Annotated in this window: 23 protein-coding genes and 1 pseudogene; 13 read left to right on the top strand and 11 right to left on the bottom strand. The window is 74.1% G+C overall.

The annotated features are described in order from the left end of the window. Positions 1–8: 8 nt before the first annotated feature. The 5 genes from ABD981_RS30100 to ABD981_RS30080 all read left to right on the top strand — a co-directional run bounded on the left by ABD981_RS30100 (position 9) and on the right by ABD981_RS30080 (position 5,740). On the top strand, positions 9–920 hold the full coding sequence (locus ABD981_RS30100) for a hypothetical protein (RefSeq protein WP_046907110.1): 912 nt from the start codon (positions 9–11) through the stop codon (positions 918–920). Further along, a complete protein-coding gene (locus ABD981_RS30095) occupies positions 904–2,112 on the top strand; it encodes a hypothetical protein (RefSeq protein WP_046907109.1) in 1,209 nt (402 codons plus the stop codon). Before ABD981_RS30100 ends, ABD981_RS30095 begins: the two co-directional genes overlap by 17 nt. 206 nt (positions 2,113–2,318) lie before the next feature. Beyond that, positions 2,319–3,230: a pseudouridine-5'-phosphate glycosidase gene (locus ABD981_RS30090; protein WP_046907108.1), complete on the top strand. Its 912-nt coding sequence runs from the start codon at positions 2,319–2,321 to the stop codon at positions 3,228–3,230. Next, a complete protein-coding gene (locus ABD981_RS30085) occupies positions 3,227–4,117 on the top strand; it encodes a carbohydrate kinase family protein (RefSeq protein WP_046907107.1) in 891 nt (296 codons plus the stop codon). The genes ABD981_RS30090 and ABD981_RS30085 overlap by 4 nt, the downstream gene beginning before the upstream one ends. Before the next feature lie 135 nt (positions 4,118–4,252). After that, complete coding sequence (locus ABD981_RS30080; RefSeq protein WP_046907106.1) at positions 4,253–5,740, top strand: glycoside hydrolase; 1,488 nt, start codon at positions 4,253–4,255, stop codon at positions 5,738–5,740. Between the two features lie 14 nt (positions 5,741–5,754). On the opposite strand, the gene ABD981_RS30075 is transcribed toward ABD981_RS30080, so the two are convergent. Next, a complete protein-coding gene (locus ABD981_RS30075) occupies positions 5,755–6,405 on the bottom strand; it encodes a nucleoside/nucleotide kinase family protein (protein ID WP_046907105.1) in 651 nt (216 codons plus the stop codon). 190 nt (positions 6,406–6,595) lie between these two features. Between ABD981_RS30075 and ABD981_RS30070 the strand changes: the two genes are divergently transcribed. Together ABD981_RS30070 and ABD981_RS30065 are read left to right on the top strand one after the other, a co-directional pair. Continuing rightward, positions 6,596–7,396 (top strand): SDR family NAD(P)-dependent oxidoreductase, encoded by an 801-nt coding sequence (locus ABD981_RS30070; protein ID WP_123954366.1) that lies wholly within the window; start codon positions 6,596–6,598, stop codon positions 7,394–7,396. A 35-nt stretch (positions 7,397–7,431) separates the two neighbouring features. Beyond that, positions 7,432–7,851, top strand: coding sequence for a MerR family transcriptional regulator (locus ABD981_RS30065; RefSeq protein ID WP_205628141.1), 420 nt, complete (start codon positions 7,432–7,434; stop codon positions 7,849–7,851). Between the two features lie 39 nt (positions 7,852–7,890). Here the strand turns inward: ABD981_RS30065 and ABD981_RS30060 are convergent, their stop codons facing one another. Beyond that, entirely contained in the window at positions 7,891–8,523 is a 633-nt protein-coding gene (locus ABD981_RS30060; RefSeq protein WP_123954364.1) for a winged helix-turn-helix transcriptional regulator, read from the bottom strand. A gap of 66 nt (positions 8,524–8,589) precedes the next feature. Here ABD981_RS30060 and ABD981_RS30055 point away from each other — a divergent pair, with 66 nt between their 5' ends. Then, on the top strand, positions 8,590–9,801 hold the full coding sequence (locus ABD981_RS30055) for a pyridoxal phosphate-dependent aminotransferase (protein WP_046907103.1): 1,212 nt from the start codon (positions 8,590–8,592) through the stop codon (positions 9,799–9,801). 442 nt (positions 9,802–10,243) lie between these two features. On the opposite strand, the gene ABD981_RS30050 is transcribed toward ABD981_RS30055, so the two are convergent. Further along, positions 10,244–10,978, bottom strand: a complete 735-nt coding sequence (locus ABD981_RS30050; protein ID WP_046907102.1) for a DUF7873 family protein — start codon at positions 10,976–10,978, stop codon at positions 10,244–10,246. Positions 10,979–11,089: 111 nt separating this feature from the next. On the opposite strand from ABD981_RS30050, the gene ABD981_RS30045 reads away from it, so the two are divergent. Continuing rightward, the gene (locus ABD981_RS30045) at positions 11,090–11,548 is read left to right on the top strand and encodes a hypothetical protein (protein ID WP_046907101.1); all 459 of its coding nucleotides are present in this window, start codon (positions 11,090–11,092) and stop codon (positions 11,546–11,548) included. 86 nt (positions 11,549–11,634) lie between these two features. Then, positions 11,635–12,294: a DUF2293 domain-containing protein gene (locus ABD981_RS30040; protein ID WP_046907100.1), complete on the top strand. Its 660-nt coding sequence runs from the start codon at positions 11,635–11,637 to the stop codon at positions 12,292–12,294. A gap of 7 nt (positions 12,295–12,301) precedes the next feature. Here ABD981_RS30040 and ABD981_RS30035 read toward each other — a convergent pair whose 3' ends face one another. Continuing rightward, positions 12,302–13,057 (bottom strand): chaplin, encoded by a 756-nt coding sequence (locus tag ABD981_RS30035; protein ID WP_205628140.1) that lies wholly within the window; start codon positions 13,055–13,057, stop codon positions 12,302–12,304. Between the two features lie 207 nt (positions 13,058–13,264). On the opposite strand from ABD981_RS30035, the gene ABD981_RS30030 reads away from it, so the two are divergent. Continuing rightward, complete coding sequence (locus ABD981_RS30030) at positions 13,265–15,058, top strand: hypothetical protein (protein ID WP_338058631.1); 1,794 nt, start codon at positions 13,265–13,267, stop codon at positions 15,056–15,058. Positions 15,059–15,128: 70 nt separating this feature from the next. On the opposite strand, the gene ABD981_RS30025 is transcribed toward ABD981_RS30030, so the two are convergent. From ABD981_RS30025 to ABD981_RS30015, 3 genes and pseudogenes are all read right to left on the bottom strand, one after another. Beyond that, positions 15,129–15,617, bottom strand: coding sequence for a hypothetical protein (locus ABD981_RS30025; protein ID WP_046907098.1), 489 nt, complete (start codon positions 15,615–15,617; stop codon positions 15,129–15,131). A gap of 47 nt (positions 15,618–15,664) precedes the next feature. Then, positions 15,665–17,014, bottom strand: coding sequence for an SWIM zinc finger family protein (locus ABD981_RS30020; protein ID WP_046907097.1), 1,350 nt, complete (start codon positions 17,012–17,014; stop codon positions 15,665–15,667). Further along, positions 17,011–19,972: pseudogene (locus tag ABD981_RS30015) on the bottom strand (DEAD/DEAH box helicase). The gene ABD981_RS30020 and the pseudogene ABD981_RS30015 overlap by 4 nt, the downstream one beginning before the upstream one ends. Positions 19,973–20,149: 177 nt before the next feature. On the opposite strand from ABD981_RS30015, the gene ABD981_RS30010 reads away from it, so the two are divergent. Both ABD981_RS30010 and ABD981_RS30005 read left to right on the top strand, forming a co-directional pair. After that, on the top strand, positions 20,150–20,485 hold the full coding sequence (locus ABD981_RS30010; protein ID WP_046907095.1) for a hypothetical protein: 336 nt from the start codon (positions 20,150–20,152) through the stop codon (positions 20,483–20,485). A gap of 167 nt (positions 20,486–20,652) precedes the next feature. After that, positions 20,653–20,922, top strand: a complete 270-nt coding sequence (locus tag ABD981_RS30005; protein WP_046907094.1) for a DUF6343 family protein — start codon at positions 20,653–20,655, stop codon at positions 20,920–20,922. A gap of 92 nt (positions 20,923–21,014) precedes the next feature. Here ABD981_RS30005 and ABD981_RS30000 read toward each other — a convergent pair whose 3' ends face one another. From ABD981_RS30000 to rpsA, 4 genes are all read right to left on the bottom strand, one after another. Further along, entirely contained in the window at positions 21,015–21,386 is a 372-nt protein-coding gene (locus ABD981_RS30000; protein WP_046907093.1) for a tetratricopeptide repeat protein, read from the bottom strand. A 167-nt stretch (positions 21,387–21,553) separates the two neighbouring features. After that, positions 21,554–22,159 carry a dephospho-CoA kinase gene (gene coaE / locus ABD981_RS29995; protein ID WP_046907092.1) on the bottom strand — a complete coding sequence of 202 codons (606 nt, stop codon included), beginning with the start codon at positions 22,157–22,159 and terminating at the stop codon, positions 21,554–21,556. Positions 22,160–22,190: 31 nt separating this feature from the next. Next, positions 22,191–23,129, bottom strand: a complete 939-nt coding sequence (locus ABD981_RS29990; protein WP_046907091.1) for a PAC2 family protein — start codon at positions 23,127–23,129, stop codon at positions 22,191–22,193. A 143-nt stretch (positions 23,130–23,272) separates the two neighbouring features. Beyond that, positions 23,273–24,775: a 30S ribosomal protein S1 gene (gene rpsA, locus ABD981_RS29985; protein ID WP_019885395.1), complete on the bottom strand. Its 1,503-nt coding sequence runs from the start codon at positions 24,773–24,775 to the stop codon at positions 23,273–23,275. Positions 24,776–25,004 lie beyond the last annotated feature (229 nt).

The following is a 25,004-nucleotide window of genomic DNA, read 5'->3' as shown; positions in this document are numbered from 1 at the left end:
AGAGTGCGATGCCCCCCACCCGAACCCGCGCCCGCGCGGCCGTCCTCGGCGCGACGGCCCTGCTGACCGCCGCCTCGGCCCTCCCCGCCGCCTCCTCGGCCTCCGCCGCGGCGTCCGCCGCCGCCACCGCGCGCTCCGTGCCCGCGGCGAGCTCGGTGGTCCCCGTACCCGCGGCGGCCTCGGCGGCCTCGGCGGCCGATCCCGCGCCCGGCGCCTGGTACAAGGCCGCCCGCGACACCCTCGGGCCGCAACGGCTCACGCCCGCCCAGCACAGACTCGCCGCCGCAAAGCAGGCCGCGGCGGAGTGGACGTACGCGGGGGCGCGCGCCCTCGCCGGGTACAAGCTCTCCGGCGCCCTCCACCAGTCACAGAAGACCTCCTACTGGTGCGGCCCGGCCACCCTGGTGATCACCCAGTCCGCCCACGACGAGGTCGGCGGCCGCTCGCAGCAGGACGCGGCGACCCTGCTCAAGGCGACCAGCAGCGGCACCGCCTGGTACGGGATCGACATCAACGTTCCGAACCCGACCGGCTACCCCATGGCGGACGCCCTGAACTACCGCCTCCCGGGCGCCGGCTACGTGCCCAAGGCGCTTCCCTACACCCCGACCGCCACCGACAAGGCCACGTTCAAGCAGCACATCACGCACGACACCGACAACGACTACGCCATCGCGGGCAACGCCTGGGAGGTGCCGGGCGGGCCGCATCTCGTGGGCCACCCCAACATCGAGATCTTCCACTGGGTCTCGATCGACGGCTACAACACCGACACGGCGGCCGGCGAGGTGAACTACCTCGATCCGGTGGGCGGCGTCAGCACCGGCGTCATCTCCTGGGCGGGCCCGGTGCCGAAGTCCGCGCACATCTCGTCCGACACCCTCACCACCATCATGGGCGGCCGTGGGTACGTCTGGTAGGCGACGCCTCCTGTCACCGCCGCTCCTGACGGGCGCCCTGCTGCTGGCGGGGTGCTCGTCGGGCGGCGGCCCCGAACCCGCTCCCGCGCGGACGTCGCCCACGTCGGCGACCTCTTCCGCGTCCTCCTCCGCGTCGGCGGCGGCGTCCGCGTCCGCACCCGCCGTGCGGGCCGCGGCCTGCCGGGTCGCGCTGCCCGCCGCCTGGCGCTCCGCCTTCGCCGCCGGCGCGTACCGGCCGCCGCAGGGAGAGCACGCGGTCCTCACGGAGACCGGGCCGGGCTGGACCGTGCTCCAGCTCACCGGCGCCGCGGGGCGCCGCGCCGTCCTCGTACGCCGGGGCGAGGCCGCGCCGCGCACCCTGCTCCGCTTCGCCGATCCCGTCGAGCACCAGCTGCTGGCCGCGGACTTCGACGGACGCCGGTGGGCGGTGTTCGCGGTCCTGGAGGGACGGACCCTGGACAGCCCGTGGAGCCTGTACGTGTGGGACGCGGCCACGGGCGGGTCCCGCCGGCTCGCCCGCGCCGACCGGCCGGGCCCCCTCCCCCGCCCGTTCGTCCGCGACGGCACCGTGCTGTGGGCGCAGGGCACGGGCTCCGGCAAGGCCGCCGTCCTCGCCGCCCCCGCCGGGGGCGGCACCGCGCGCGCGTGGCACACGGGCGTGCTGGACGGCCCGTTCGCCGCGGGCGGCCTCCTGGTGTGGCGCGAGGCCGTCGGGAACGGGACCCGGCTGGCGGCCGTCTCGCTGCGGGACGGGCGCCCGGCGGCACTGCCCCCGCCGGTCGCCGCCCTGCGCGACATCCGGTCCGCGGTGTCCGACGGCACGACCTGGGCGTGGGTGGCGGGCGAGACCGCGCCCCGGCTGATGGTGTGGCGCGCGGGCGAGGCCCGGCCCTCGGCCGCCGTGACCGCCTCCCCCGCCGTCGACGGCATGGACCAGCTCCGGGTCTCCGGCCGCCTGGTCACCTGGCGGACCCCGGAGACCTCCTACGGCCTGGACCTCGACGCGGGCGCGTACGCCGAGATCACCCCCGCCTACGGGTACGCGCAGGCGGCGGGCGGCGCCCTGGCCCTCGCGTACAGCGTGGGCGACGCGAAGGCGACGGGGGCACGGGCGGTGATCCAGGTGGTGGACGCGGACCGGCTGCCCGGGCTGCCGCGGTGCGGCGGGAGCGCCGCGACCGACGCGCCGTGACGGGCAGGCCGTGACGGACGGCCCGTCACGGACGGCCCGTCACGGAAGGCCCGTCACGGAAGGCCTGTGACGGAAGGCCTGTGACGGAAGGCCCGGAACGAACGGCCCAGGCAGACGGCCCAGGACAGACGGCTCAGGCCAGTCGTCCTGTGGCCGATGCGCGCCACCGAGGTTTGCCGGGACCGCGGTTGCGTCAGAGATCCCCCATGTCCACACAGGTGTCCGAGGAGGTACGGGAGGCGCTCCACGAGCGGCGTCCCGTCGTCGCGCTCGAGTCGACGATCATCGCCCACGGTCTGCCACGCCCCCGCAACCTGGCCGTGGCAGGCGAGCTGGAGGCACTGGTACGGGAGGGCGGAGCCGTCCCCGCCACCATCGCGGTGCTCGACGGCACGGCCCGGGTCGGCCTGGACGAGGCCGGGCTGACCCGGATCGCGGAGGACCCGACGGTGCGGAAGCTCGGGCACCGCGATCTGGCGCCCGCGCTCGCGACCGGGGCGACGGGCGCCACGACCGTGTCCGCGACGGCCTGGCTCGCGGACTCCGTGGGCATCCGGGTCTTCGCGACCGGCGGCCTCGGCGGGGTCCACCGGAACTGGGCCGAGACCCAGGACGAGTCGGCCGACCTGCGGCTGCTCGCCCGGGTCGGCGTGACGGTGGTGTGCGCGGGGGTCAAGTCGATCCTCGACGTGCCCGCGACGCTCCAGCGCCTGGAGACGCTCGGCGTGACCGTCGTCGGCTACGGGACGGACCGCTTCCCCGGCTTCTACCTGACGTCGTCGGGCGAGCCGGTCGACTGGACGCTGCGCACCCCGCAGGAGGTGGCGGCGGTGATACGCGCCCAGGACGGGCTCGGCGGTCCGCGGGCCGCGCTGATCGTCGCCCATCCGGTGCCGCGCGAGGACCAGCTCGATCCGGCGCTGCACGACCGGGTGCTCGCCCAGGGCCTCGCGTGGGCGAAGGAGAAGGGGATCACGGGGCAGGCGGTGACGCCGTTCCTCCTCGACCATCTGACGGTGCACACGGAAGGGGCGTCCCTGGAGGCCAACCTCGCGGCGGTACGGGGCAACGTGCGGCTCGCGGCGCGGATCGCGGCGGCCTACCGCGGGCGCCCGTGACCGGCCGCGCCGGACTCCTGGTCGTCGGGGACGTCGTCACGGACGTGATCGCCCGGCACCGCGAACCCCTGGCGCCGGCGACGGACACCCCGGCCCGGATCCGGACGCTCCCCGGCGGGGCCGGGGCGAACGTGGCCTGCTGGGCGGCCCGTTCGGGCTGCGCCGACGTGCGGCTCCTGGGGCGGGTGGGCACCGACTCGGCGGCCTGGCACGAGCGGGAGCTGCGCCGCGCGGGCGTACGGCCGCTGCTCGCCGTGGACCCGGACGCGCCGACCGCGTCGGTCATCGCCCTCGTGGGCCCCGACGCGGAGCGCACGTTCCTCACGGACAGCGGGGCCTCGCTGCGCCTGGCGCCCGGGGACTGGTCGCCCGCGCTGCTCGACGGGACCGCCCGGGCGCATCTGTCGGGGTACCTGTTCTTCGCCGGGCCGAGCCGGGAGACGGCCGGGCGGGTGCTGCGGGACGCGCGCGCGGCGGGCGTCCCGGTGAGCGTGGACCCGGCATCGGCCGGGTTCCTGACGGAGCTGGGCGCGGAGCGCTTCCTCGGGGCGGTGGACGGCGCGGAGTGCCTGCTGCCGAACGCCGACGAGGCCCGGCTGCTGACCGGCCGCACGGACCCCGACGAGGCCGCCGCGGCCTTGAGCCGGCGCTTCCCGCTGGTCGCGGTGACCCTGGGCGGCGAGGGTGCCGTGGTCGCCGTGGAGGGGCGGGTGACAGCCCGGGTGACGGCACCGCCGGTCCGCCCCGTGGACTCCACCGGCGCCGGGGACGCCTTCACGGGCGCCTTCCTGGCCGCCCTGCTCGCGGGCGCGGACCCGGCGTCGGCGGCCGGGGCGGGCTGCCGTGCGGGGGCGGAGGCCGTCACCGGGGTGGGCGGGCGGCCCTGACGAGCTCGTCAGGGCCGCGTCTTCCGGATCGTGCCGGGCCCGTCTCGGCTCCCTTTCGCCGTGGTGATCTTGGTGGTGCAGTATGCAGTTCGCGCGCACCGAGATCCGGGCGCGAGGACGTGTTTGGGGGGTCTGATGGAACGTCGTACGGTCCTGCGGGGTCTGGTGGGTCTGCCGGTCGGGGCGGTGGCCGCCGTCTCCGCCGCACAGCCGGCCTGGGCGGACTTCGCCACCAAGGTGAATCCGACGGTGAACTGGGGCACCTGGGAGGGCTGGGGCACGTCCCTGGCCTGGTGGGCCAATCAGCTCGGCCCCCGGGAGGACCTCGCCGACGTGCTGTTCAGCCGGAAGACCGTCTCCTTCCGCGGGCAGTCGCTGCCCGGCCTGGGGATGAACGTCGTGCGCTACAACGCCGGCGGCTCGGGGACGAACAGCATCGGCGGCAGGACGATGAAGCCGGCTCCGACGCTGGACGGCTTCAAGCAGATAGAGGGCTACCAGCGCGACTGGTACTCGGCCGACCCGCAGTCGGCGAGCTGGAACTGGTACGCCGACGCGAACCAGCGCGACATGATGTGGCTGGCCAGGGACCGGGGCGCCGACAAGTTCGAGCTCTTCAGCAACTCGCCGATGTGGTGGATGCTGAAGAACGACGACCCGCGCGGCGCGGCGGACCCGCTGACCTGCAACCTGCAGGACGGGAACTTCGGCCGCCACGCCGCGTACATGGCGACGGTGGCGCGGTACGCGCACGACCACTGGGGCATCGACTTCACCTCCGTCCAGCCGGTCAACGAGCCGGGGGCGCGCTGGGGCGGGTTCCCGGCGGGCTCCATCGGCGGGCAGGAGGGCTGCCACTACGACCGGCGCCAGCTGGCCGAGATCATCCGGCAGACCCGCACGCAGCTGGACGCCCGGGGACTCCAGTGGATGATGGTGGCCGGCATGGACGACTGGGGCGTCGGCAGCGCCGTCTACCACTGGAAGAACAACGCCGACTTCGACGCCGCCACCCGCGCGGCCGTGGGCCGGGTGAACGTCCACGGCTACGAGATGGACGGCGACCGCGCCGCGCTCTACGACGCCGTGGCGGCGGACGGCAAGAACATCTGGATGTCCGAGTACGGCGACGGGGACACCAGCGGCCTGACCCTCGCGCGCAACCTCAACTACGACCTGCGCTGGCTCCACCCCACGGCCTGGGTCATCTGGCAGATCCTCGACTGGGAGAACTACGGGGCGATCACCCTCACCAACGGGGTGATCGGCGCCGTCAACCCGAAGTACTTCGTGCTGGCCCAGTACATGCGCCACATCCGCCCGGGCATGCGGATCATCGACGCCGGTCACCCCGACGCCGTCGCGGCCTACGACGGCGTCAACCACAAGCTCGTCGTCGTCGCCGTGAACCACGGCGAGGGGCAGTGGATCGACTTCGACCTGTCCCGGTTCACCAAGCCCGGCAAGGACGGCGCCCCCATCGACCGCTGGGCCACGGGGACGGACGCCTCCGGCGAGCGCTACCAGTACCACGCGGACACCTTCGTCCGGGGCAACCGGTTCTGGTCCTACTTCAACGCCCGTACGGTGCAGACCTTCGAGGTCTCCGACGTGTACCTGTAGCCGCCGCGGCGCCGCTAGCCGGTGGCCGGGGAGTCCTCGAACCCGGCCCAGGCGGGGCGGCGCGGGTCGTCGACGCGCACGACGGCGTCGGCGACCCCGGCCGGGCCGACCTCGTCCTCGTACCGCTCGAAGGCGGGGAGGGCCCAGGGCTCCTCCGTACGGCGGGCGAGGGCGCCGGGCGACAGGCTCAGGTGCACCTTCAGGTCGAAGGGGAACCAGTGCCCGAGCAGGAACGGGCCGTGCAGGACCAGAACGCCGCCGGGCGGCAGCGGTACGGCGGGGCTGCGGGTCGCCCGGTCGGTGGCCGGGTCCCACAGGTCCGGCAGCACCAGGCCGCTGCCGCCCGGTTCCAGCGGGCCGAAGACCTCCCGCCACAGGGCCCCGGTGTCGAACCAGCCGCCGTAGTACGCGTCGGGGTCCTGCCTGCCGTACTCGAAGCGCAGCGAGGCGGGCCGCAGGAAACCGGCCGTTCCGACCACGAGCACGGACCGACCGCGCAGCCGCAGCGCGTCGGCGACCCGCCCGGCCAGCTCCGCTCCCGGTGCGGCGGGGGCGCCGTCGATCCCCACCTTGAGCCAGGCGCTGCCGTCGGCGGGCTCGGCCCCGTCGACCCGGCCGGCCACCGCCTCGGCGAGCCGCTCCCAGCTGATCGCTTCGAATCGCATCCGTCCCATCCTGCCGCACGGGCCGCACGGGCCGCACGGGCCGCACGACGCGATTCGGGACTCTGGATTCGGGATTCGGGATTTGGGATGTGGGATCCGGGATTCGGAACTCGGACCTCTGGATTCGGGACTCGGGGTTGTGGATCCAGTCTTGACCTTGCCCTTGGCGGCAGGGTTCGAGGATCACCCCATGGACACCAGCACGCAGCGGAAGAACGCTCACAGCACGGCCGGCACGGCCGCCACGGACGGCACCACCCGGGTCGTCGTGGTCACGGGGGCCGGGACCGGCATCGGCCGGGCGACGGCGCGGACCTTCGCGCGCGAGGGGGCGACGGTGCTCGCCGTGGGACGCAGGCCGCAGCCGCTCGCGGAGGCCGCCGAGGGCTTCCCGGGCATCCGCCCCCTGGTCGCGGACATCACGGCGGAGGGCGCGCCCGAGGAGATCGTGGCGGCGGCGGTCGGCGGGTACGGGCGGCTCGACGTGCTCGTCAACAACGCCGGGATCGGCGGCGGCGGGCCGCTCGGCACGCTGGGCCGCGAGGCGATCGGGCCGCTCCTGGAGACCAACCTCGTCGCCCCGGTCCTGCTCACCCAGGCGGCCGTCCCGGCGCTGGAGGCCTCCGGGGGCGTCGTCGTCAACGTCACGACCACGATCGGACAGCGCGGCTGGCCCGGCGGCTCCGTCTATCCGGCGACCAAGAGCGCGCTGGAGACGCTGACCCGCTGCTGGGCCGTGGAGCTGGCCCCGCGCGGGGTGCGGGTCGTCGCCGTCGCGCCCGGCGCGATCGAGACGCCCATCGCCGACCACATGGGGCTCTCCCCGGAACGGCGGAAGGCCCTGCGGGACTGGCAGCTCGCGCACATCCCGATGGGCCGGATCGGCCGCCCGGAGGACGTGGCCTGGGCGATCGCCTCGCTGGCCTCGCCGGACGCCGCCTACCTGACGGGCACGGTGCTGCCCGTCGACGGGGGTGCCCTGGTGGCCTGAACGGCGTGGTACGACTGCGCGGGGAGGTGGTGTCCTTGCGCATCGGCGAACTGGCCCGCAGGACGGGGACGACGGCGCGCGCCCTGCGCCATTACGAGCAGGCGGGGCTGCTCTCCTCGGAGCGCGCGGCCAACGGGTACCGGGTCTACGAGGAGGGCGCCGTGGTGCGCGTGTCCAATATCCGGTATCTGCTGGACGCGGGGCTGACGCTCGACGACGTGGCCGCGTTCGCGTCCTGCCTCGACGGGGACGTGCCCGCCGCGCCGCCGTCCGCCCGCGGCCTGGAGATAGCCCGCGAGCGGCTCGCGGTGCTCGACGCGCGGATCGCGGCCCAGACGGAGGCCAGGGACCGGCTCGCGGCCGCCCTGGCCTCGCCCGGGGCGGCCGCCGCACGGGAAGCCTTGGGCCACCACTCCTCGGACGGCTCCCGGGGCGGCGCCCGGACCGACGACTAGGGGGACGCCCGGACCGGCGCCCAGGTCGCCGACGGCCCGTCAGGAGGGCGCCGGGGCCGTCTCGACGAGCTCGGCCCGGCCGGCCGCGACGGCGTCGGCGAGCGTCGACTCCCCGTTCGCCAGGGCCCGGCAGGTCTCCGCGTCGGTCACCAGGCGCACGTCGGCGTCGACGGCCGCCCCGTCCCCGTACTGCGCCCGGCCGTCGGCCCCGGTCCGCACGTGGAACTCCCCCTCGTCGAGGGTGACCTGGACGACCCGCGCCCCCAGCGGTTCCAGGGCGGTGAGGAGCGGGATGGCGAACCAGTGGGCGCGCACGGCGTCCGTCGGCCGGGGCGCGTCGAGGGCGGGCGCGCCCCAGGCGGCGAGGGCGCGCAGGACGGGGAGGAGTTCGCGGCCGCGGTCGGTGAGTTCGTACACCGCCGCGGAGACGGGCGGCGGGAGCCGGCGGCGGGTGACGAGCTCGGCGCCCTCCATGTCCTTGAGCCGCCCGGCGAGCATGTCGGTGCTGACGCCCGGGAGATCGGCGTGCAGGTCGGTGTAGCGGCGCGGCCCGGCGAGGAGTTCACGGACGATCAGGAGCGTCCAGCGGTCGCCGACGGCGTCGAGGGCGCGGGCTGCGGCGCAGTACTGGTCATAGCTTCGGCGGCGTGGCATGCGACGCAGTCTAGACATGTTGTTGGACTTTCCAAGCTCGAACTTGGTAAAACCAAGCATCAACAATTCTGGGGAGGTCGGCGCATGGAGTTCCGGCAGTCGAGCAAGCTGAGCGAGGTCTGCTACGAGATCCGCGGCCCGGTCATCGAGCACGCCAACGCCCTGGAGGAGGCGGGCCACAGCGTCCTGCGCCTCAACACCGGAAACCCGGCGCTCTTCGGCTTCGAGGCGCCCGAGGAGATCGTCCAGGACATGATCCGGATGCTCCCCAAGGCGCACGGGTACACCGACTCGCGCGGCATCCTCTCCGCCCGCCGCGCGGTCGCCCAGCGCTACCAGTCGATGGGGCTGCGGGACGTCGACGTCGACGACGTCTTCCTCGGCAACGGCGTCTCCGAGCTGGTGTCGATGGCCGTCCAGGCGCTCCTGGAGGACGGCGACGAGGTCCTGATCCCGGCCCCCGACTTCCCCCTGTGGACGGCCGTCACGACCCTCGCGGGCGGCAAGGCCGTGCACTACCTGTGCGACGAGTCCGCCGAGTGGTATCCGGACCTCGACGACATGGCCTCGAAGATCACCGACCGGACCCGCGCCGTCGTGATCATCAACCCGAACAACCCCACCGGCGCGGTCTACCCGAAGGAGATCGTCGAGGGCATCCTCGACCTCGCCCGCCGGCACGGCCTGATGGTCTTCGCCGACGAGATCTACGACCAGATCGTCTACGACGACGCCGTGCACTACCCGGCCGCCTCCCTCGCCCCCGACCTGGTGGTCCTCACCTTCGGCGGCCTGTCGAAGACGTACCGGGTGGCGGGCTTCCGCTCGGGCTGGCTGGTCGTCACCGGCCCCAGGGAGCACGCCCGGAGCTATCTGGAGGGCCTGACGATGCTGGCCTCCATGCGGCTCTGCCCCAACGCCCCCGCCCAGTACGCCATCCAGGCGGCCCTCGGCGGCCGGCAGTCGATCGACGACCTCACCGCCCCCGGGGGACGCCTGTACGAACAGCGCGACCGCGCCTGGGAGAAGCTGAACGAGATCCCCGGCGTCTCCTGCGTCAAGCCGAAGGGCGCGCTCTACGCCTTCCCGCGCTTGGATCCGAAGGTCCACAGGATCCACGACGACGAGCGCTTCGTCCTCGACCTGCTCCTGCGGGAGAAGATCCAGGTCGTCCAGGGCACGGGGTTCAACTGGCCGCGCCCGGACCACTTCCGCATCCTGACGCTCCCCCACGCGGACGACCTGGACGCGGCGATCAGCCGCATCGGACGCTTCCTCGGCGGCTACCGCCAGTAGTCCGGGGCCGTCGGTCAGGAGCGGCGGGGGCGCCGGCCGCAGGCCGCCCCGGAACGGCAGCGGGTCCGAGGGCGTAGCCTGCCCCCGGACCCTTTCGAAGCCGCTCCTCTTCACACGCCGGCCCACTTGAGAACCCGGGTGAGTCGTCATTGCGTCGCGTCCTGCCATTGGACCACCGCCGATCGAGAGCTCGGCGGACCAGATTCGAACTGGCATTTCGACGCACCTGGGCCCGGGCCCGGTCGGTCCGGCGATGAGCGGCGCATGCTGAATCTGGAGCAATAGTCTGAGTTTGAACGCGATCCGGGTCAGAGGTGCTCGGGTGACCCGGGCCGCGGATTCACGACAAGGCTCAGCTTCAGCTTTGCGCTCCTCGCGCACCCCGGCCGCGGCTGGCGGCCGGGGAGTTCATGGTGACGGCCGTGCGGCCGTCGGCGGACGGCTACCCGAAGAGGTAGCCGAAGACCGCGTCGCCGACGCGCCGGTCGGTGATCTCGGTGCCGTTCGCCTCCTCGCGGGCGAACTTCACCGCCTGCTGGAGCTTCTCGACCCGCTCGATCAGCTCCCTCACCCGCCGGGCGGGCAGCGCGCCGGAGAACTTCACGGTGGTCCAGTACCCCACCGGGACGTCCTCGTAGTACACCTCGACCTGCGCCGGGTGGTTCTCCGTCGCCTCCGCCTTGACGTGGTTGCGCGGCACCTTCTTCGTACGGACGGTGCGGACGGGCTCGGTCTTCCACGCGTCCGTCGACGGGTCCTGCGTCCACGACTCGGCGGCGTCCAGGACCGGCAGCCTGCGGACGAAGGCGAGGATCTCGGCGAGCTGCTTCTCCAGGAAGAGCAGGTACCCGACCGGCACCCCGTCCACGAGCACCCGTCCGTCGACGGTGACGTCGGCGCGGGCCTCGCAGTTCGCCCAGTCCTTGGTGGCGGTGACGTCGAAGAGGCGGGTCAGCGTCCGCGCCGTGTCGCGCAGCACGTCCTCGGCCTTGACCTGCACCGGCGTCGACTCGGGCGGCAGCTGCTCGCCCTCCTCGTCCTTCGGCTGGTACGTACGGGAGATGCCCGCCAGCAGCGCCGGCTTCTGCAGCCCGTGCTGGGCGGTGGTCAGGTCCTGCTGCGCCCGGGACTTGACGCCTTTCTCTACTGCGATGATCTGATTGAGTTTCGTTGCCACGCGACCGACCCTAGGGGGCGGCGCCCGGTGAATCGAACTGTTTTTCCTGCCGGTTGGCACGCGCTGACGATGCGTCGGGGGTGCGTCGAGGATGCGAGGAGCGAATCCGTCATGGATGCGGCGCTGATAGCCGTCGTCGGAACCCTGCTGGGCGTGGTCGCCACCCACTGGTTCCAGGGCCGGGCCACCGAGCGGACGGCGGCACTGGCGAGGACCGAGCAGTTGCGACAGGAACGGATCGCCACCTACAGCGCGTTCGCCGGCGCGGTCGTCGACTACCGCCACAGCCAGAACGACCGCTGGTTCCGGGCCCGGCTGGAACCGGGCTCCGAGGAGGCGGAGGAGTCGCGGCACGCCTCCTACCGGCAGCGCACCGTCGCCCGCCAGGCCCTCTTCCGGGTCCAGCTGGTCTGCGACGACCCGCGCACCCGCCAACTCGCCGAGACCGCCTTCGAGCTGACCCACTGCATGCACGAGGCGACCGACGACGGCGACCGGACCGCACGCTCGGAGCAGGCCAAGGAAGCCCTGGCCGTCTTCATCTCGGCGGCCGCCCCCGGAGTGCGCTGAGCCGGGACGTGCGGCGCGGGCGCGTATCGCGGGCGGACGGTCCGGCGCCTGGCGTCGGGACGCCCCCGTACGGGTAGGACGACACCGTGGATCTCGTCGCCCCCGTCGTGGTCGAACCGCTCAAGCGACGCCGCTGCTCGGAGTGCCGTCAGGGGCCGCTGGAGCGCGTGATCGTCGAGTTCAACGCCTTCGTCTGCCTGGACTGCGCCGACCTCGGACACCTCGTCTTCCTGCGCCGCGGCGACACCGCGCTCACCCGGCGGGCCCGCGAGGGCAGCGCGCTGTGGGCCGTGGTGGTACGGCACAACAGGCGCCGCACCCGGTACGAACGCCAGGGCCTGCTCGTCGAGGAGTCGGCGCTGCGGCGCGCGGAGGCCGCTTGCCTCGCGGACGCCGAGGCACGGGCGCGGCGCCGGGCCCGGGACGCGGAGCGCCGGGCGGGGCGCGACGCCGAGATCACGGCGGCGCTGGAGGCGGAGATCCTGCGCCTCTTCCCGAGCTGCCCGTCCGACCGGGCGGCGGAGATCGCCGGGCACGCCTCGGCGAAGGGCAGCGGCCGGGTGGGGCGCACGGCCGCCGGCCGGTCCCTGGACCGGGGCGCGGTCACCGCCGCGGTACGGGCCGCGGTGCGGCACGTCGACACCGAGTACGACAGGCTGCTGATGACCGGGGTCCCCCGTCACCAGGCCCGGACGAGGGTCGCGCCCGCCATCGAGGCGGTGCTCCGGGCCTGGCGTACCGACTGAAGCCGGCTCAGCCCTGGTCCGCCGCGCGGCGGGCCCTGCGGTACATCAGCGCGCCGCCGAGGAGCAGCGCGGCACCGGCCGGGGCGGCGAGGCCGACCGCGTCCGAGCCGGTGCTGGCGAGCTGCACGGAGCTCGTCTGCGGGGCCGGCGAGGGCACGTGCTCCTCGGAGCCCGGGGCCGGCGGCAGGGTGCGGGGCGGGGTGTGCGGGCGGGGCGGAGGGTTCTCCTCGCAGGGCTCCTCGACCGGGCCGTTGACCGAGGTGTTGCCGATGGCCGGGTTGCCGATGCCGACCACGTTCAGCGAGTTGCCGCTGAGGTTGACCGGCAGGTCGACCGGGAGCTGCAGCCCGTTGCCGGAGAGCACGCCGGGCGAGCCCTCGGTGCGGCTCTCGGCGGTCGCGCCGCCGCCGTTGGACGAGCCGCCCGAGCGGCCGCCGTTGTCGGAGGATCCGGCGCGCGGCGTGCCCGGCAGGTCCTTGTGGGTGGGGCCGCGGTCCTCGGAGCCGTACCCCGCGGGCTCGGAGCGGTTCGCACAGCTGTTGCCGGCCGCCGGGTTGAGCAGTCCGACGACGTTGACGGTGTTCCCGCAGACGTTGACGGGGACGTGCACGGGCAGCTGAACGGCGTTGCCGGAGCCGACCCCCGGCGAACCGACGGCGGCACCCTGGGCCGCGGAGTCGGCGTGGGCGGCGCCCGCCGAGAGCGCGAGCGCGCCACCGGTGACCAACAGTGTGGCCAGACCACTTCGGCGAATCTGCCTCATGGCTTCCTGCCTTCCGGATGTCTTCACGGGCAGTCGCCCGTACCCGAAATAACGCCATCCGTGAGGTGCCCGGCTCCGACCGATGGCGGGTTTCACTCCATCGAGCGAGTGTGACGCGGTGGATCATGGCCCGACGTCGTGGGTTCGCGGAGCGTCATCATGACGCCGGAGGGGCGGGAGGTGGCCATGGGACCGGAGCGTCTACGCGTGCCGGTGGGACGGGACTCGACACGCTGGCGGACCCGGGAGGGCCTCCGCACCGTGCTCTTCATCGTGCACAACGTGACCTCGGCGACCCGCCTGCTCGACGTTCTCCCGCTCTTCGACGACGCCCCCGACGTGCTGTGTCTCGCGACCTGCACCGGCTCCTCCCCCTTCCAGGCCGGCGTACCGGAACTGCTCGACGGGGCCGGACTGCCGGTCGTGCCGTGGGAACAGGCCAGGGAACTGGCGACGGAGGGACGGATCGACCTCGCGGTCACAGCGAGCTATGGAGGTGAACTCCATTTCTTCGAAGGGAAGTTGACCATTCTTTCACACGGCGTCGGCTACAACAAAAGGCTGCCGACGCCGGACACCGGTGGCGGGGCGCGCGAGCCGTCGGCCGCCGCGCCCGTCTTCGGAACGGCCCCGGAGTGGGTGCTCCACGAGGGCCGGCCGCTCGCCACGGCGACGGTGCTGTCCCATCCCGAACAGCTCGAACGGCTGCGGCGCGACTGCCCCGAGGCCGCCGCGACCGCGGTCCTCGCCGGAGACCCCTGCTTCGACCGGATGCTCGCGCTCCGCCACCGGCGCCCCGCGCTGCGCCGCGCGTTCGGCGTGGGCGACGGGCGGCGGCTCGTCGTCCTGAACTCCACCTGGGGCCGGGCCTCGCTCGCCGGATCGGACGCCTTCCCCGCGCTGCTGCGGGAGTCGGCCGAGACCCTGCCCGCGGACGAGTACCGGCTGTGCGCGGTGCTCCACCCCAACATCTGGTACGGGCACGGGCCCGGCCAGGTCCGCAGGTGGCTGCGCCGGGCCGAGGACTCCGGGCTCACGCCGATCGATCCGCTGGGCCCCTGGCGGCAGGCGGTCGCCGCGGCCGACTGCGTGCTCGGCGACCACGGCTCCGTCACCTACTACGCCGCCGCGCTCGGACTCCCGGTCCTGCTGGGCGCGTTCGCGCACGAGGACCTGGACCCGGCGTCCCCGGTCGCCGAGCTCGGGCGGACCGCGCCCGCGCTCCGCCCGGGCGTACCGCTGCGCGCGCAACTGGACGCGGTGATCGAGGGACACGTGCCCGGGCGGTACGACGGGTTCGCTGCGACCGCGAGCTCCGACCCGGGCGGATCCGCGCGGCTGCTGCGGACGCTCTTCCACTCCCTGCTGCGGCTGCCCGAACCCGCGCGCCCGGCCCGGCTCGACCCGCTGCCGGTGCCCGAGGGGCTCGGGCCGCCGGCCGTCACCGTTCCCGTCCGGGTCCTCACCTCGGTCCGGCCGACCGGGCCCGACGGCCTGCCGGAGATCACCGTCACCCGCCACGCCGACCCCGCGGCGGAACCCGACGCCCCGGACGCCGACGCCGCGCACACGGCGGTGGACGAGGCGACCGCCGACACCGGACAACTCGCCCTCGCGGACGTGATCGTCGACCGCCTGCGGAACGGCGACCCGGCGGGCCCGCGCGCGGCCGAACTGCTCCGGCAGTACCCGTACGCCGGTCTCGTGGCCGTGCGGACGGGGCCGGGGAGCTGCCTGGTGCGGGCGAGGGAGGACACGGCGGAGGGGGCAGGCGACGCCTCGCTCGAACTGACCGCGCTCCCCCGCCCGGACGGCTTCGCCGACCCGTGCGACCCCGCCGCGTACGCCTCCGCCGTCCATGCCTGGCGGACCGGCGGCCGCCCGCTCACCGCGCTCGCCGCCGCGGGGACGCTGGTCGTGGTGACCGGCGCGGTCCGACACCGGGTCGGGGTGCGGGCGGTGGGGGCTCGGGCCGGCGCGGAGGGCCCTGGCCCCGGCTAGCGGGTCGGCGCCGGGAGCGACCGGGGCGTCCGGGCGGCGGGGAGGACGACCGGGACGACGGGGTCGGGGGTCATGGGCGGGGGCCGCCCTGTCCCCCGGTACCGGAGACGTCGTCGTTTCCGATCCGGTTGATCCGGCCGACCGTACCGACCTGGAGGGTGAAGCTGTGGTGGACGCCCCCGGTGAGGTTGTTGGTGATGACCGTGGTGTGGTGCGCCTGCGGGGCTTCGCCACTACCGTCCAACTCGTCCAGGATCGCCTGCAGTTCCGCGGCGGCCTCGGGGTCCGCGAGCAGGCTCCGTCGCATCCGTGCCCGCCATTCGGTGCGGGCCTCGGTCCTCGCCTCGTCCGCCGTTTCCTCGTCGCCGGACCGTTCGGCGCGCAGCACCTCGTCGCGGGCCGCTTCGAGTTCCTCGCCGAGCGCCTGCTCGTCGGCCCCGGAGCGGGCGGCGAGGAACGCGGCGACCCTGGTCCGCGCGCGCTCCCAGCCGTCGCTCACCATCTGCTGCACCAGGGCGGTCGCGCCCGCCGACGCCAGTGCCATCAACTCGGCTTCCACCAGGCCCCCTTCGAGTCCGCTTCGCGTCGCTCCAGCCTATCGGTCGGTCATCTGCCGAGCAGGGCCGTGACCGCACCGACGGGGTCGGCGTCCGGCGTGCCGCGCGGCCACCAGTCCTCGCGGTCGGTGTCCGACTCGTACCCGTACCAGAGTCCGTCCCGGCCGAAGCGGAGCTGGAGGGAGCGGGTGGAGAGCCAGTTGCGCCAGGGGCGGAAGGCGGGGAGGTCGGCGGCGAGCAGGGCGGGGCGGGCGCGGTCGAACGGGCCGGCGGGCGGGTCCCAGGGGTCTTCGAGGACCGCGAGTCCGGCCGGTCCGCCCTGGCGCCAGGCGGCGACGGCGCGGGCCAGGTCGGTCGGGGTGCGGTCGAGGGCGTGGGAGAGGTCGCGGTAGAGGGCTCGGGTGGAGGCGGTGAGGCCTGAGCCGGGGTGTGCGGCCGCCAGCCGTACCGCGTCCTGCCAGGGGGTCAGCGCGGCGACGGGGTCGTGGCCGGTGGCGAGGAAGGCGTGCGCGCGGACGGCGGCCTCGCCGGCCAGGAGGTCGAGGGCGAGGGGGTCGGGCGCCTCGGGGTCGGCCGGGAAGACGGCGGGGCGGCCGGGGTGCGCGGGCACGGGGAGCGGCGGGGGCAGCGGTGGCAGGTTGTGTCCGGTGAGCGGGGCGAGCGCGGTGCGGGCGGGCACCGTGGGGAGGGCCGGGGGCGTGGTGGAGCGTTCGGCGGCGGAGCGGGCCGCGTTGCGCCGGGTGAGGTCGGCGAGGAGTTCCTGTTCGCCGCGGCCGCGCATGAGGAAGAGGACGAAGGGGTCCTCGTCGAGGAGCCGCGCGGCCTGGTAGCAGAGGGCGGCGGCGTGCTTGCAGGGGTAGCCGTCGTCGGGGCAGGAGCAGTCGGGGACGAGGTCGCCGGGGGCGGGCAGGAGTCCGGTGACGGCTTCCAGGGCGTGCGGGACGTCCTTGTCGAGGAGGGCCGCGATGTGCTCGGGCCGGGCGGCGGCCTCGTCGAGGAACCGCTCCCAGTCGTCGTCGCCGAGGGTCCGCAGGCGGATCTCCGTGCGGTACGGGCGCGGCCGGCTGCCGTGCACGTAGGCGACGACCCGGCCGGGGGTGACGGTGATCGCGTCCACGTGGCCGCGCCGGGCGTAGGCCTTGCCGCGGCCGAGCCGGGCCGGGTCGAGGGCGGTGTCCTCCAGGGACTCGACCCAGGCGTTGCCCCACCAGGTGGCGGCGAAGCGGCCGTCGGGCGCCTCGCGCGGGGCGAGCTGGGGGAAGGTCCTGCGCCGGTCGTCGTGGCGGGGCAGGGCGGGGCGGGCCGGAGGGGTGCGGGAGAGCCGGGTGCGGGCGGCGTCCGGGCGGGGACGGCCGGGAAGGCGCGGGCCGTCGGGGAGGCGGGGGGCGTCGGGGGTCATGACGGCCTCCTCAGGGACACCAGGTCGGCCAGTTCGCGGTCGGTCAGTTCGGTGAGCGCGGCCTCGCCGGTGCCGAGGACGGCGTCGGCGAGGGCCCGCTTGGCGCGCAGCATCTCGGCGATGCTGTCCTCGACCGTGCCCTCGGCGATCAGGCGGTGGACCTGGACGGGCTGGGTCTGTCCGATGCGGTAGGCGCGGTCGGTGGCCTGCTCCTCGACCGCCGGGTTCCACCAGCGGTCGTAGTGCACGACGTGCCCGGCCCGGGTGAGGTTGAGCCCGGTGCCGGCGGCCTTGAGGGAGAGCAGGAAGACGGGGACCTCGCCGGCCTGGAAGCGGTCCACCATCCGCTCGCGCTCGGGAACGGGCGTGCCGCCGTGCAGCAGCTGGGCGCCGATGCCGCGGGAGGCCAGGTGGTCGGCGAGGAGCCGGGCCATCGACACGTACTGCGTGAAGACGAGGACCGATCCGTCCTCTGCGAGGATCGTGTCGAGGAGCTCGTCGAGGAGGGCGAGCTTCCCGGAGCGCCCGGCGAGCCGCACGGCCCCGGCACCGGGGCCGCTCCCCGCTCCGGTCGTCCCCGTCCCGCGCCCCTGGGGGGACCGCTCCTTGAGGTACTGGGCGGGGTGGTTGCAGATCTGCTTGAGCGAGGTCAGCAGCTTCATGATCAGCCCGCGCCGGGCCATGCCCTCGGCGGCCTCGATCTGCGCCATGGTCTCGCGCACCACCGCCTCGTAGAGCGAGGCCTGCTCGCGGGTGAGGGCGACGGGGTGGTCGGACTCGGTCTTGGGCGGCAGCTCGGGGGCGATGCCGGGGTCGGACTTGCGCCGGCGCAGCAGGAACGGCCGGACCAGCCGGGCGAGGCGCTCGACCGCCTCCTCGTTGTCGATCTCCTCGTTGTTCTCCACCGCGCGGGCGTGGCGGGAGCGGAAGGCCTTGAGGGGGCCGAGGAGGCCGGGGGTGGTCCAGTCGAGGAGCGCCCACAGCTCGGAGAGGTTGTTCTCCACGGGGGTGCCGGTGAGGGCGACCCGGGCGGGCGAGGGGATGGTGCGGAGCGCCTTGGCCGTCGCCGAGAAGGGGTTCTTGACGTGCTGGGCCTCGTCGGCGACGACCATGCCCCATTCCTGCTCGGCGAGGTGGGCGGCGCTGGTCCGCAGGGTGCCGTAGGTGGTGAGGACGAAGCCGCCGTCGAGGCCGCCGAGGGTGCGGTCGGTGCCGTGGAAGCGGCGCACGGGCACGCCGGGGGCGAAGCGCCGGATCTCCCGCTGCCAGTTCCCCAGCAGCGAGGCGGGGCAGACGACGAGGGTGGGAGCGGGGCGGGCGCGGCGCAGGTGGAGGGCGATGAGGGTGACGGTCTTGCCGAGGCCCATGTCGTCGGCGAGGCAGCCGCCGAGGCCGAGCGAGGTCATCAGGTCGAGCCAGGCCAGGCCGCGCAGCTGGTAGTCGCGGAGGGTGGCGTCGAGGCCGGGCGGCGGGGGAACGTCCTCGGGTCCGGCGAGGAGCCGGTCGCGCAGGACGGCGAGGGCGCCGACGGGGACGGCGGGGACGGTCTCGCCGTCCACCTCGGCGGTGCCGCCGAGGGCGACGGCGAGCGCGTCGACCGGCTGCAGGAGGCCGAGCTCGCGCTTGCGGGCCTTGCGGACCAGGTCGGGGTCGACGACGACCCACTGGTCGCGGAGCCGGACGACCGGCCGGTGGGCCTCGGCGAGGGCGTCCATCTCGCGCTCGGTGAGGGGGGTCGCCGTCGAGGGCGAGCTGCCAGTTGAAGCGGAGCAGCTCGTCGCTGTCGAAGAAGGAGGTGCCGTCGGTGGCGGAGCCCGGCGCGGAGCGGGCCGGGCGGACGACGGCCGAGGCGCTGAGCGAGCGGGCGAGGTCGCGGGGCCAGTGGACGACGACCCCGGCGTCGGCGAGGCGGGGGGTGGCGGGGCCGAGGAGCTCGTACAGCTCGTCCTCGGTGATCGGCAGGACGTCGGGCACCTCCCGTTCGAGGAGGCGGCCGAGCGGTGGCCAGACGCGGGCGGCACGGCGCAGGGCGAGGACGGCGTCGATCCGGGCGCGGGGGCCGAAGTGCTCGTCGCCGTCGCCGGCCCACAGGGCGGCGGCGTCGATGACGAGGGTGGGGTCGGCGAGGCTGTGCACCTGGAGCAGCACGGCGGCGGCCTGCCGCTCCGTCCCCTCGTCCGGCTCCCCCGAGGCGTCGAAGAGCTCGAACGTCGACAGGTCGAGGCGGAGGGAGACGCGGACTCCGGCGTCCATGCCGGCGGCCGCCTCGGCGGCCCAGGCACGCGCGCGGGGCAGGTGGACGGGCTCCCGGGCGGCGAACGCGGCGCCGACGGCGTGCGGCGCGGCGGGCGTGCGGGGCAGGGTGTCGGCGACCGCGTCGAGGAAGGCCCGGACCAGTGCCTCCGGCTCGGGCAGGCGGAGCGGCCCGCGGCCGGCCGGCACGGGCACGGCGTGCCCCTCGTACGGCATGGCGGCGGCGATCGCCCTCAGGTGGGCGATGTCGTCGGCGTCGAGGGGTCCGGCCCGCCAGGCGTCGTGGTCGTCGGCGGTGAGTCCGGGCAGCAGGCGTCCGCGGGCGACCAGGTGCAGGGCGTGCAGGGCGGCGGCGCCCCAGCAGGCTGCCGCGGGGTGTGCGGCCGGGTGGTGGCGGGCGGAGACCAGCAGGGGCAGGGCGTCGGCGACGGGCAGGAACAGGGCGGGCACGGTCCGGCTCCGTGCCCCCGCTCCGTGGCGGCGCACGACGGTCAGCTCGCCGCCGGCGGCGGAGGCGGGGACGGACCCGGGGGCGGACTCGGGGGCGGGTGTCGGGGCCGGGCCCGGAGCCGGGTCGAGCGGCTCGGGACCGGGCAGGGGGGCGCCCTCGGGGGACCAGAAGGCGACCCGGCCGTCGCGGGGCAGGGCGGCGGGCAGGAAGACGGCGGCAGCGCCGAGCAGGCTGTGTGTCACGGCGCTCCTCACCTCCCGGTCCGCGACGGATTCCGACTGGACCTCCGACCATACGGGTGGGGTCTGACAACGGGCCGTTCCGGCACATCGCCCGGACGGCCCAACAGAACATGACGGCCGGGCCCGGAGGGGGCAGGGTGGCCAGGAACACTCTTCCGCCGCCAGTCTCCGACAGACGAGGATCCCGCCATGTCCCTTCGCCGGCGTCTCACCATCGCCACCGGGGCCGCCCTGCTCGCCGTCACCGTGACGGGCTGCTCGGGTCTCGGCCGCACCATGGTCGGCACGCTCTCGTACGAGACCGGGCGCGAGCTCGTGGTGACGGTGACCAGCCCGTCCGTGAAGGGCTGCCACAGGCTGGCGCCGTCGGGCGCGACGAGGGTCGAGAACAACACGCTGGTGGACATCCAGCTGTACCGGACCAGGGATTGCCGGGGCGAGAACCCGATCTACGTGGCGACCAACACCGGCGACGAGATCGCCCCCGGCACCCTGCCGTGGCGCAGCTACAACGTCATCCATTGATCCCGTCCGGGCCGGGTGCGCACCCGGCCCGGACCTGTGACGCTCCTCGGCAGGTCTCTCCCCCAGCGGGTTTCCCCGGTCGGATCTCCCCGGGTGCTTTCGGATGGCTCCTCGCGGGTGGATCCTGGAAGTGCCCTCCGGGGGTTCCCGTCGGGAGAGTCGACGTCATGCGCACTGGGAGCGAGCCACTGACCGCACGCAGTCCCCTGCGGCTGCGGCTCGTGCTGAGTCTGTGGGGGCTGCTGTGGGCCGGCTTCGGCACCACGGTCTTCTCGCTGCTCGGGCGGCCCGGCTGGGCGGCGGCCTGCGGGGTGCTGTTCGTCGTCGTCGCCGTCGACCTGATCATGGTCGTGCGCCATCTGCGGCAGGGGCCGCACTGGCAGCCGGGCCGGAACATCCCCCCGTACGAGCCGGACCACGGCGACCCCCACCGCTGACGTTCGCGGGGCCGGCGGGCACCGCGGGCGCGCGGTCGCCCGGATGAGTCCGGCGCCCGGAGGAGTCCGGTCGCCCGGGCTCCCGCCGGTGCTCAGTCGGCCGCCGCGCCGAAGCGGGCCGCCTCCAGGTACTCCGGCTTCGGGTCGAGCGCGGCGGCGAGGCGGAAGTGGCGCATGGCCTGCTCGGGGCGGCCGGAGCGCTGGAAGGTGCGGGCGAGCGCGAAGTGCGCGAACGCGTTGTCCGGCTCCCGCTCCAGGACCAGCTCGAACTCGAGCTCGGCCGGACGGAGTTGGGCGGCTGCGAAGAAGGCGCGGGCGCGCAGGAGCCGGGCCGCGGTGTTCTCGGGATGGGCGGCGATCACCGAGTCGAGCAGCTTGACGGCACCCCGCGGATCCCGGGCGGCGAGCAGCTGCTCGGCGGCACGGAAGTCGATGACGTGGGTCTCCGGGTTCCTCTCGGCCACAGTGGCGTCCTTTCCTCGCTCCGGCGGTTCAACAAGCGGGCACGGCGGCCGTATTCCGCGGGAACCCGGCGTGCGGAAGCCCCCGCGCAGCTCATCTCTACCCATTCCGGGGGCACTTGCGAACCGCCGCGCCCCCGGCATTCCGCGGGGTGAGGCGTCCCGCTCCCCTACGGGGTCCCGGCGGCGCGCTCCTTGAGCGTCTCCCAGATCGTGCGCACCTGGGGCTCCAGCAGCTCCAGCGGGCCGTCGTTGTCGATCACCAGGTCGGCCACCTCCCGCCGCTGCGCGCGGGTGGCCTGGGCCGCCATCCGGGCCTGGGCCTCGGCCGGGGCCATGCCGCGCAGCCGTACCAGCCGGTCGAGCTGGGTCTCCGGGGCGGCGTCCACCAGGACGACCACGTCGTACAGGGGCGCGAGGCCGTTCTCGGTGAGCAGCGGGACGTCGTGGACAACGACGTCGCCGGTGGTGGCCCGGGCCTCCAGCTCGGCAGAGCGGGCGCCGACCAGGGGGTGGACGATCGCGTTGAGGGCGGCCAGGCGCTCGGGGTCGGTGAAGACGATGGACCCCAGTCCCGGCCGGTCGAGGGTCCCCTCCGGGGTGAGGATGCCGGGACCGAACTCGGCCACGACGGCCGCGAGCCCAGGCGTGCCGGGTTCCACGACCTCCCGGGCGATCCGGTCGGCGTCGATCAGCACGGCTCCGTACGAGACGAACAGCCGGGACACTTCGCTCTTGCCGGCGCCGATACCGCCGGTCAGGCCCACCTTCAGCATGAGCGGCAGCTTAGATCCCGCCGCCCGGCCGCTAGCCGTCGCCCTCCCGTTCGGCGAGGAAGCGCTCGAACTCGCGGCCCAGCTCGTCCGCGGAGGGCAGGTCGACCGGCTCCGCGACCAGGCTGCCGCGGGTCTCCGCGCCGGCCATCGCGTCGTACTGGTGCTCAAGGCCCTGGACGAGCGCGACCAGTTCGTCGTCGCCCTCGCCGATCTGGCGCTCGATCTCGGTCTGGGTGCGGCGCGCCTCGGTGCGCAGGGAGTGCGCGACGCCGGGCAGGACCAGGCCGGTGGCCGCGGTGACGGCCTCCAGCGCGGTCAGGGCCGCGTCGGGGTACGGGGAGCGGGCGACGTAGTGCGGGACGTGGGCCGCCACGCCGAGGGTGTCGTGGCCGTGCTCCGTGAGGCGGAACTCCACGAGGGACTCGGCGCTGCCGGGCACCTGGGCCTCGTCGAAGGGGCTGCGGTGGCCGGGCATGAGGTCGGTGCGACTGCCGTGCGGGGTGAGGCCGACGGGGCGGGTGTGCGGGACGCCCATGGGGATGCCGTGGAAGTTGACGGCGAGGCGCACGCCGAGGCGCTCGACGATCTGGCGGACGGCGGCGGCGAAGCGCTCCCACTCGACGTCGGGCTCGGGACCGGAGAGCACCAGGAAGGGGGCGCCGGTGGCGTCCTGGACGAGGCGGACCTCGATCGCGGGCGTCTCGTACGCGGTCCAGCGGTCGCGCCGGAAGGTCAGCAGGGGGCGGCGGGCCCGGTAGTCCACGAGCCGGTCGTGGTCGAAGCGGGCCACGAGCTGGTGCGGCAGGGTGTCCAGCAGGCCTTCGATGATCTGCTCGCCGGTCTCACCGGCGTCGATGTAGCCGTCGAAGTGGTAGAGCATGACCAGTCCGGCCGACTCCTGGGCCAGGGCCACGTCGACCACGGCCAGACCCTTCTGGTCCCATTCGTACAAATCCTGGGGATCAAGCACGATTTCCGCTCCTCCTCGCGTCCTTCCTGGACAACGCCACCCGTGGCGGCGCCATTCCCCGCGTCCGGAAAAAGACCGAGGCCCGCTCCCCCGAAGGGGAGCGGGCCTCGACGCTAGCTACTGGAGCTCAGCGGTGAGCTGGTTCAGCTCTGGCCGCCGGCCAGCTTCTCGCGCAGGGCAGCCAGGGCCTCGTCCGACGCCAGGGCGCCGGAGTTGTCGTCCGACTCCGAGGAGTACGAACCACCGGAGACGCCCGCCGGGGCACCGGCCGGAGCGGCGGCGCCACCCTCGGCAGCGGCGGCCTCGTCGGCCTCGCGGGACTTGATGACCTGGGCCTGGTGCTGCTCGAAGCGCTGCTGCGCCTCGGCGTACTGGGTCTCCCAGGCCTCGCGCTGGGTCTCGTAGCCCTCGAGCCAGTCGTTGGTCTCGGGGTCGAAGCCCTCGGGGTAGATGTAGTTGCCCTGGTCGTCGTAGGACGCGGCCATGCCGTACAGGGTCGGGTCGAACTCGACCGAGGCCGGGTCGGCACCGAAGGACTCGTTGGCCTGCTTCAGCGAGAGGCTGATGCGACGACGCTCGAGGTCGATGTCGATGACCTTGACGAAGATCTCGTCGTTGACCTGGACGACCTGCTCCGGGATCTCCACGTGGCGCTCGGCCAGCTCGGAGATGTGGACCAGACCCTCGATGCCCTCGTCCACGCGGACGAACGCACCGAACGGAACCAGCTTGGTGACCTTGCCGGGGACGACCTGGCCGATCTGGTGCGTGCGGGCGAACTGCTGCCACGGGTCCTCCTGCGTCGCCTTCAGCGACAGGGAGACACGCTCGCGGTCCATGTCCACGTCGAGAACCTCGACGGTGACCTCCTGGCCGACCTCGACAACCTCGGACGGGTGGTCGATGTGCTTCCAGGACAGCTCGGAGACGTGCACGAGGCCGTCGACGCCACCCAGGTCCACGAAGGCACCGAAGTTGACGATCGAGGACACGACGCCGGAGCGGACCTGACCCTTCTGGAGGGTCGTGAGGAAGGTCTGGCGGACCTCGGACTGGGTCTGCTCGAGCCAGGCGCGGCGGGACAGGACCACGTTGTTGCGGTTCTTGTCCAGCTCGATGATCTTCGCCTCGAGCTCCTTGCCCACGTAGGGCTGGAGGTCGCGGACGCGACGCATCTCGACCAGGGAGGCCGGGAGGAAGCCGCGGAGGCCGATGTCGAGGATGAGACCACCCTTGACGACCTCGATGACGGTACCGGTGACGATGCCGTCCTCTTCCTTGATCTTCTCGATGGTGCCCCACGCACGCTCGTACTGGGCGCGCTTCTTCGAGAGGATCAGGCGGCCTTCCTTGTCCTCCTTCTGGAGAACCAGGGCCTCGATCTCGTCGCCGACCTTGACGACCTCGTTCGGGTCGACGTCGTGCTTGATCGAGAGCTCGCGGCTCGGGATGACACCTTCGGTCTTGTAACCGATGTCGAGCAGGACCTCGTCCCGGTCGACCTTCACGATGACGCCGTCGACGATGTCGCCGTCGTTGAAGTACTTGATCGTCTCGTCGATCGCGGCGAGGAAGGCTTCCTCGTTACCGATGTCGTTGACCGCAACCTGCGGGGTGGTGGCGGTGGTCTCGGTGCTGCTCGTCATGTGGGAAAGGGCTCCGGTTACGGACAGAAAGTCGTAGGTACTGCTACGCCGAAAGCCCGTATCGCAGCTGATGAAGCCGGCCAGCCAAGGAAGCGCGTGATCCGGAGGACCGGAAGCGCCTCGAAAACCGAGGGGACATACAACAGATGCGAGCGCGACCTGCTCCGTCTGAGGCGCGCAGGCTCGCAACGCAACCTTTAGCATACGGGGACGGCCGGACAGGGTCAAT

The sequence above is a fragment of the Streptomyces showdoensis genome (assembly GCF_039535475.1).
In the GTDB taxonomy this organism is placed as follows: Bacteria; Actinomycetota; Actinomycetes; order Streptomycetales; family Streptomycetaceae; genus Streptomyces; species Streptomyces showdoensis.
The sequence above is the reverse complement of the archived record's forward strand: the minus strand, read 5'-3'. Positions and strand labels throughout refer to the sequence as shown.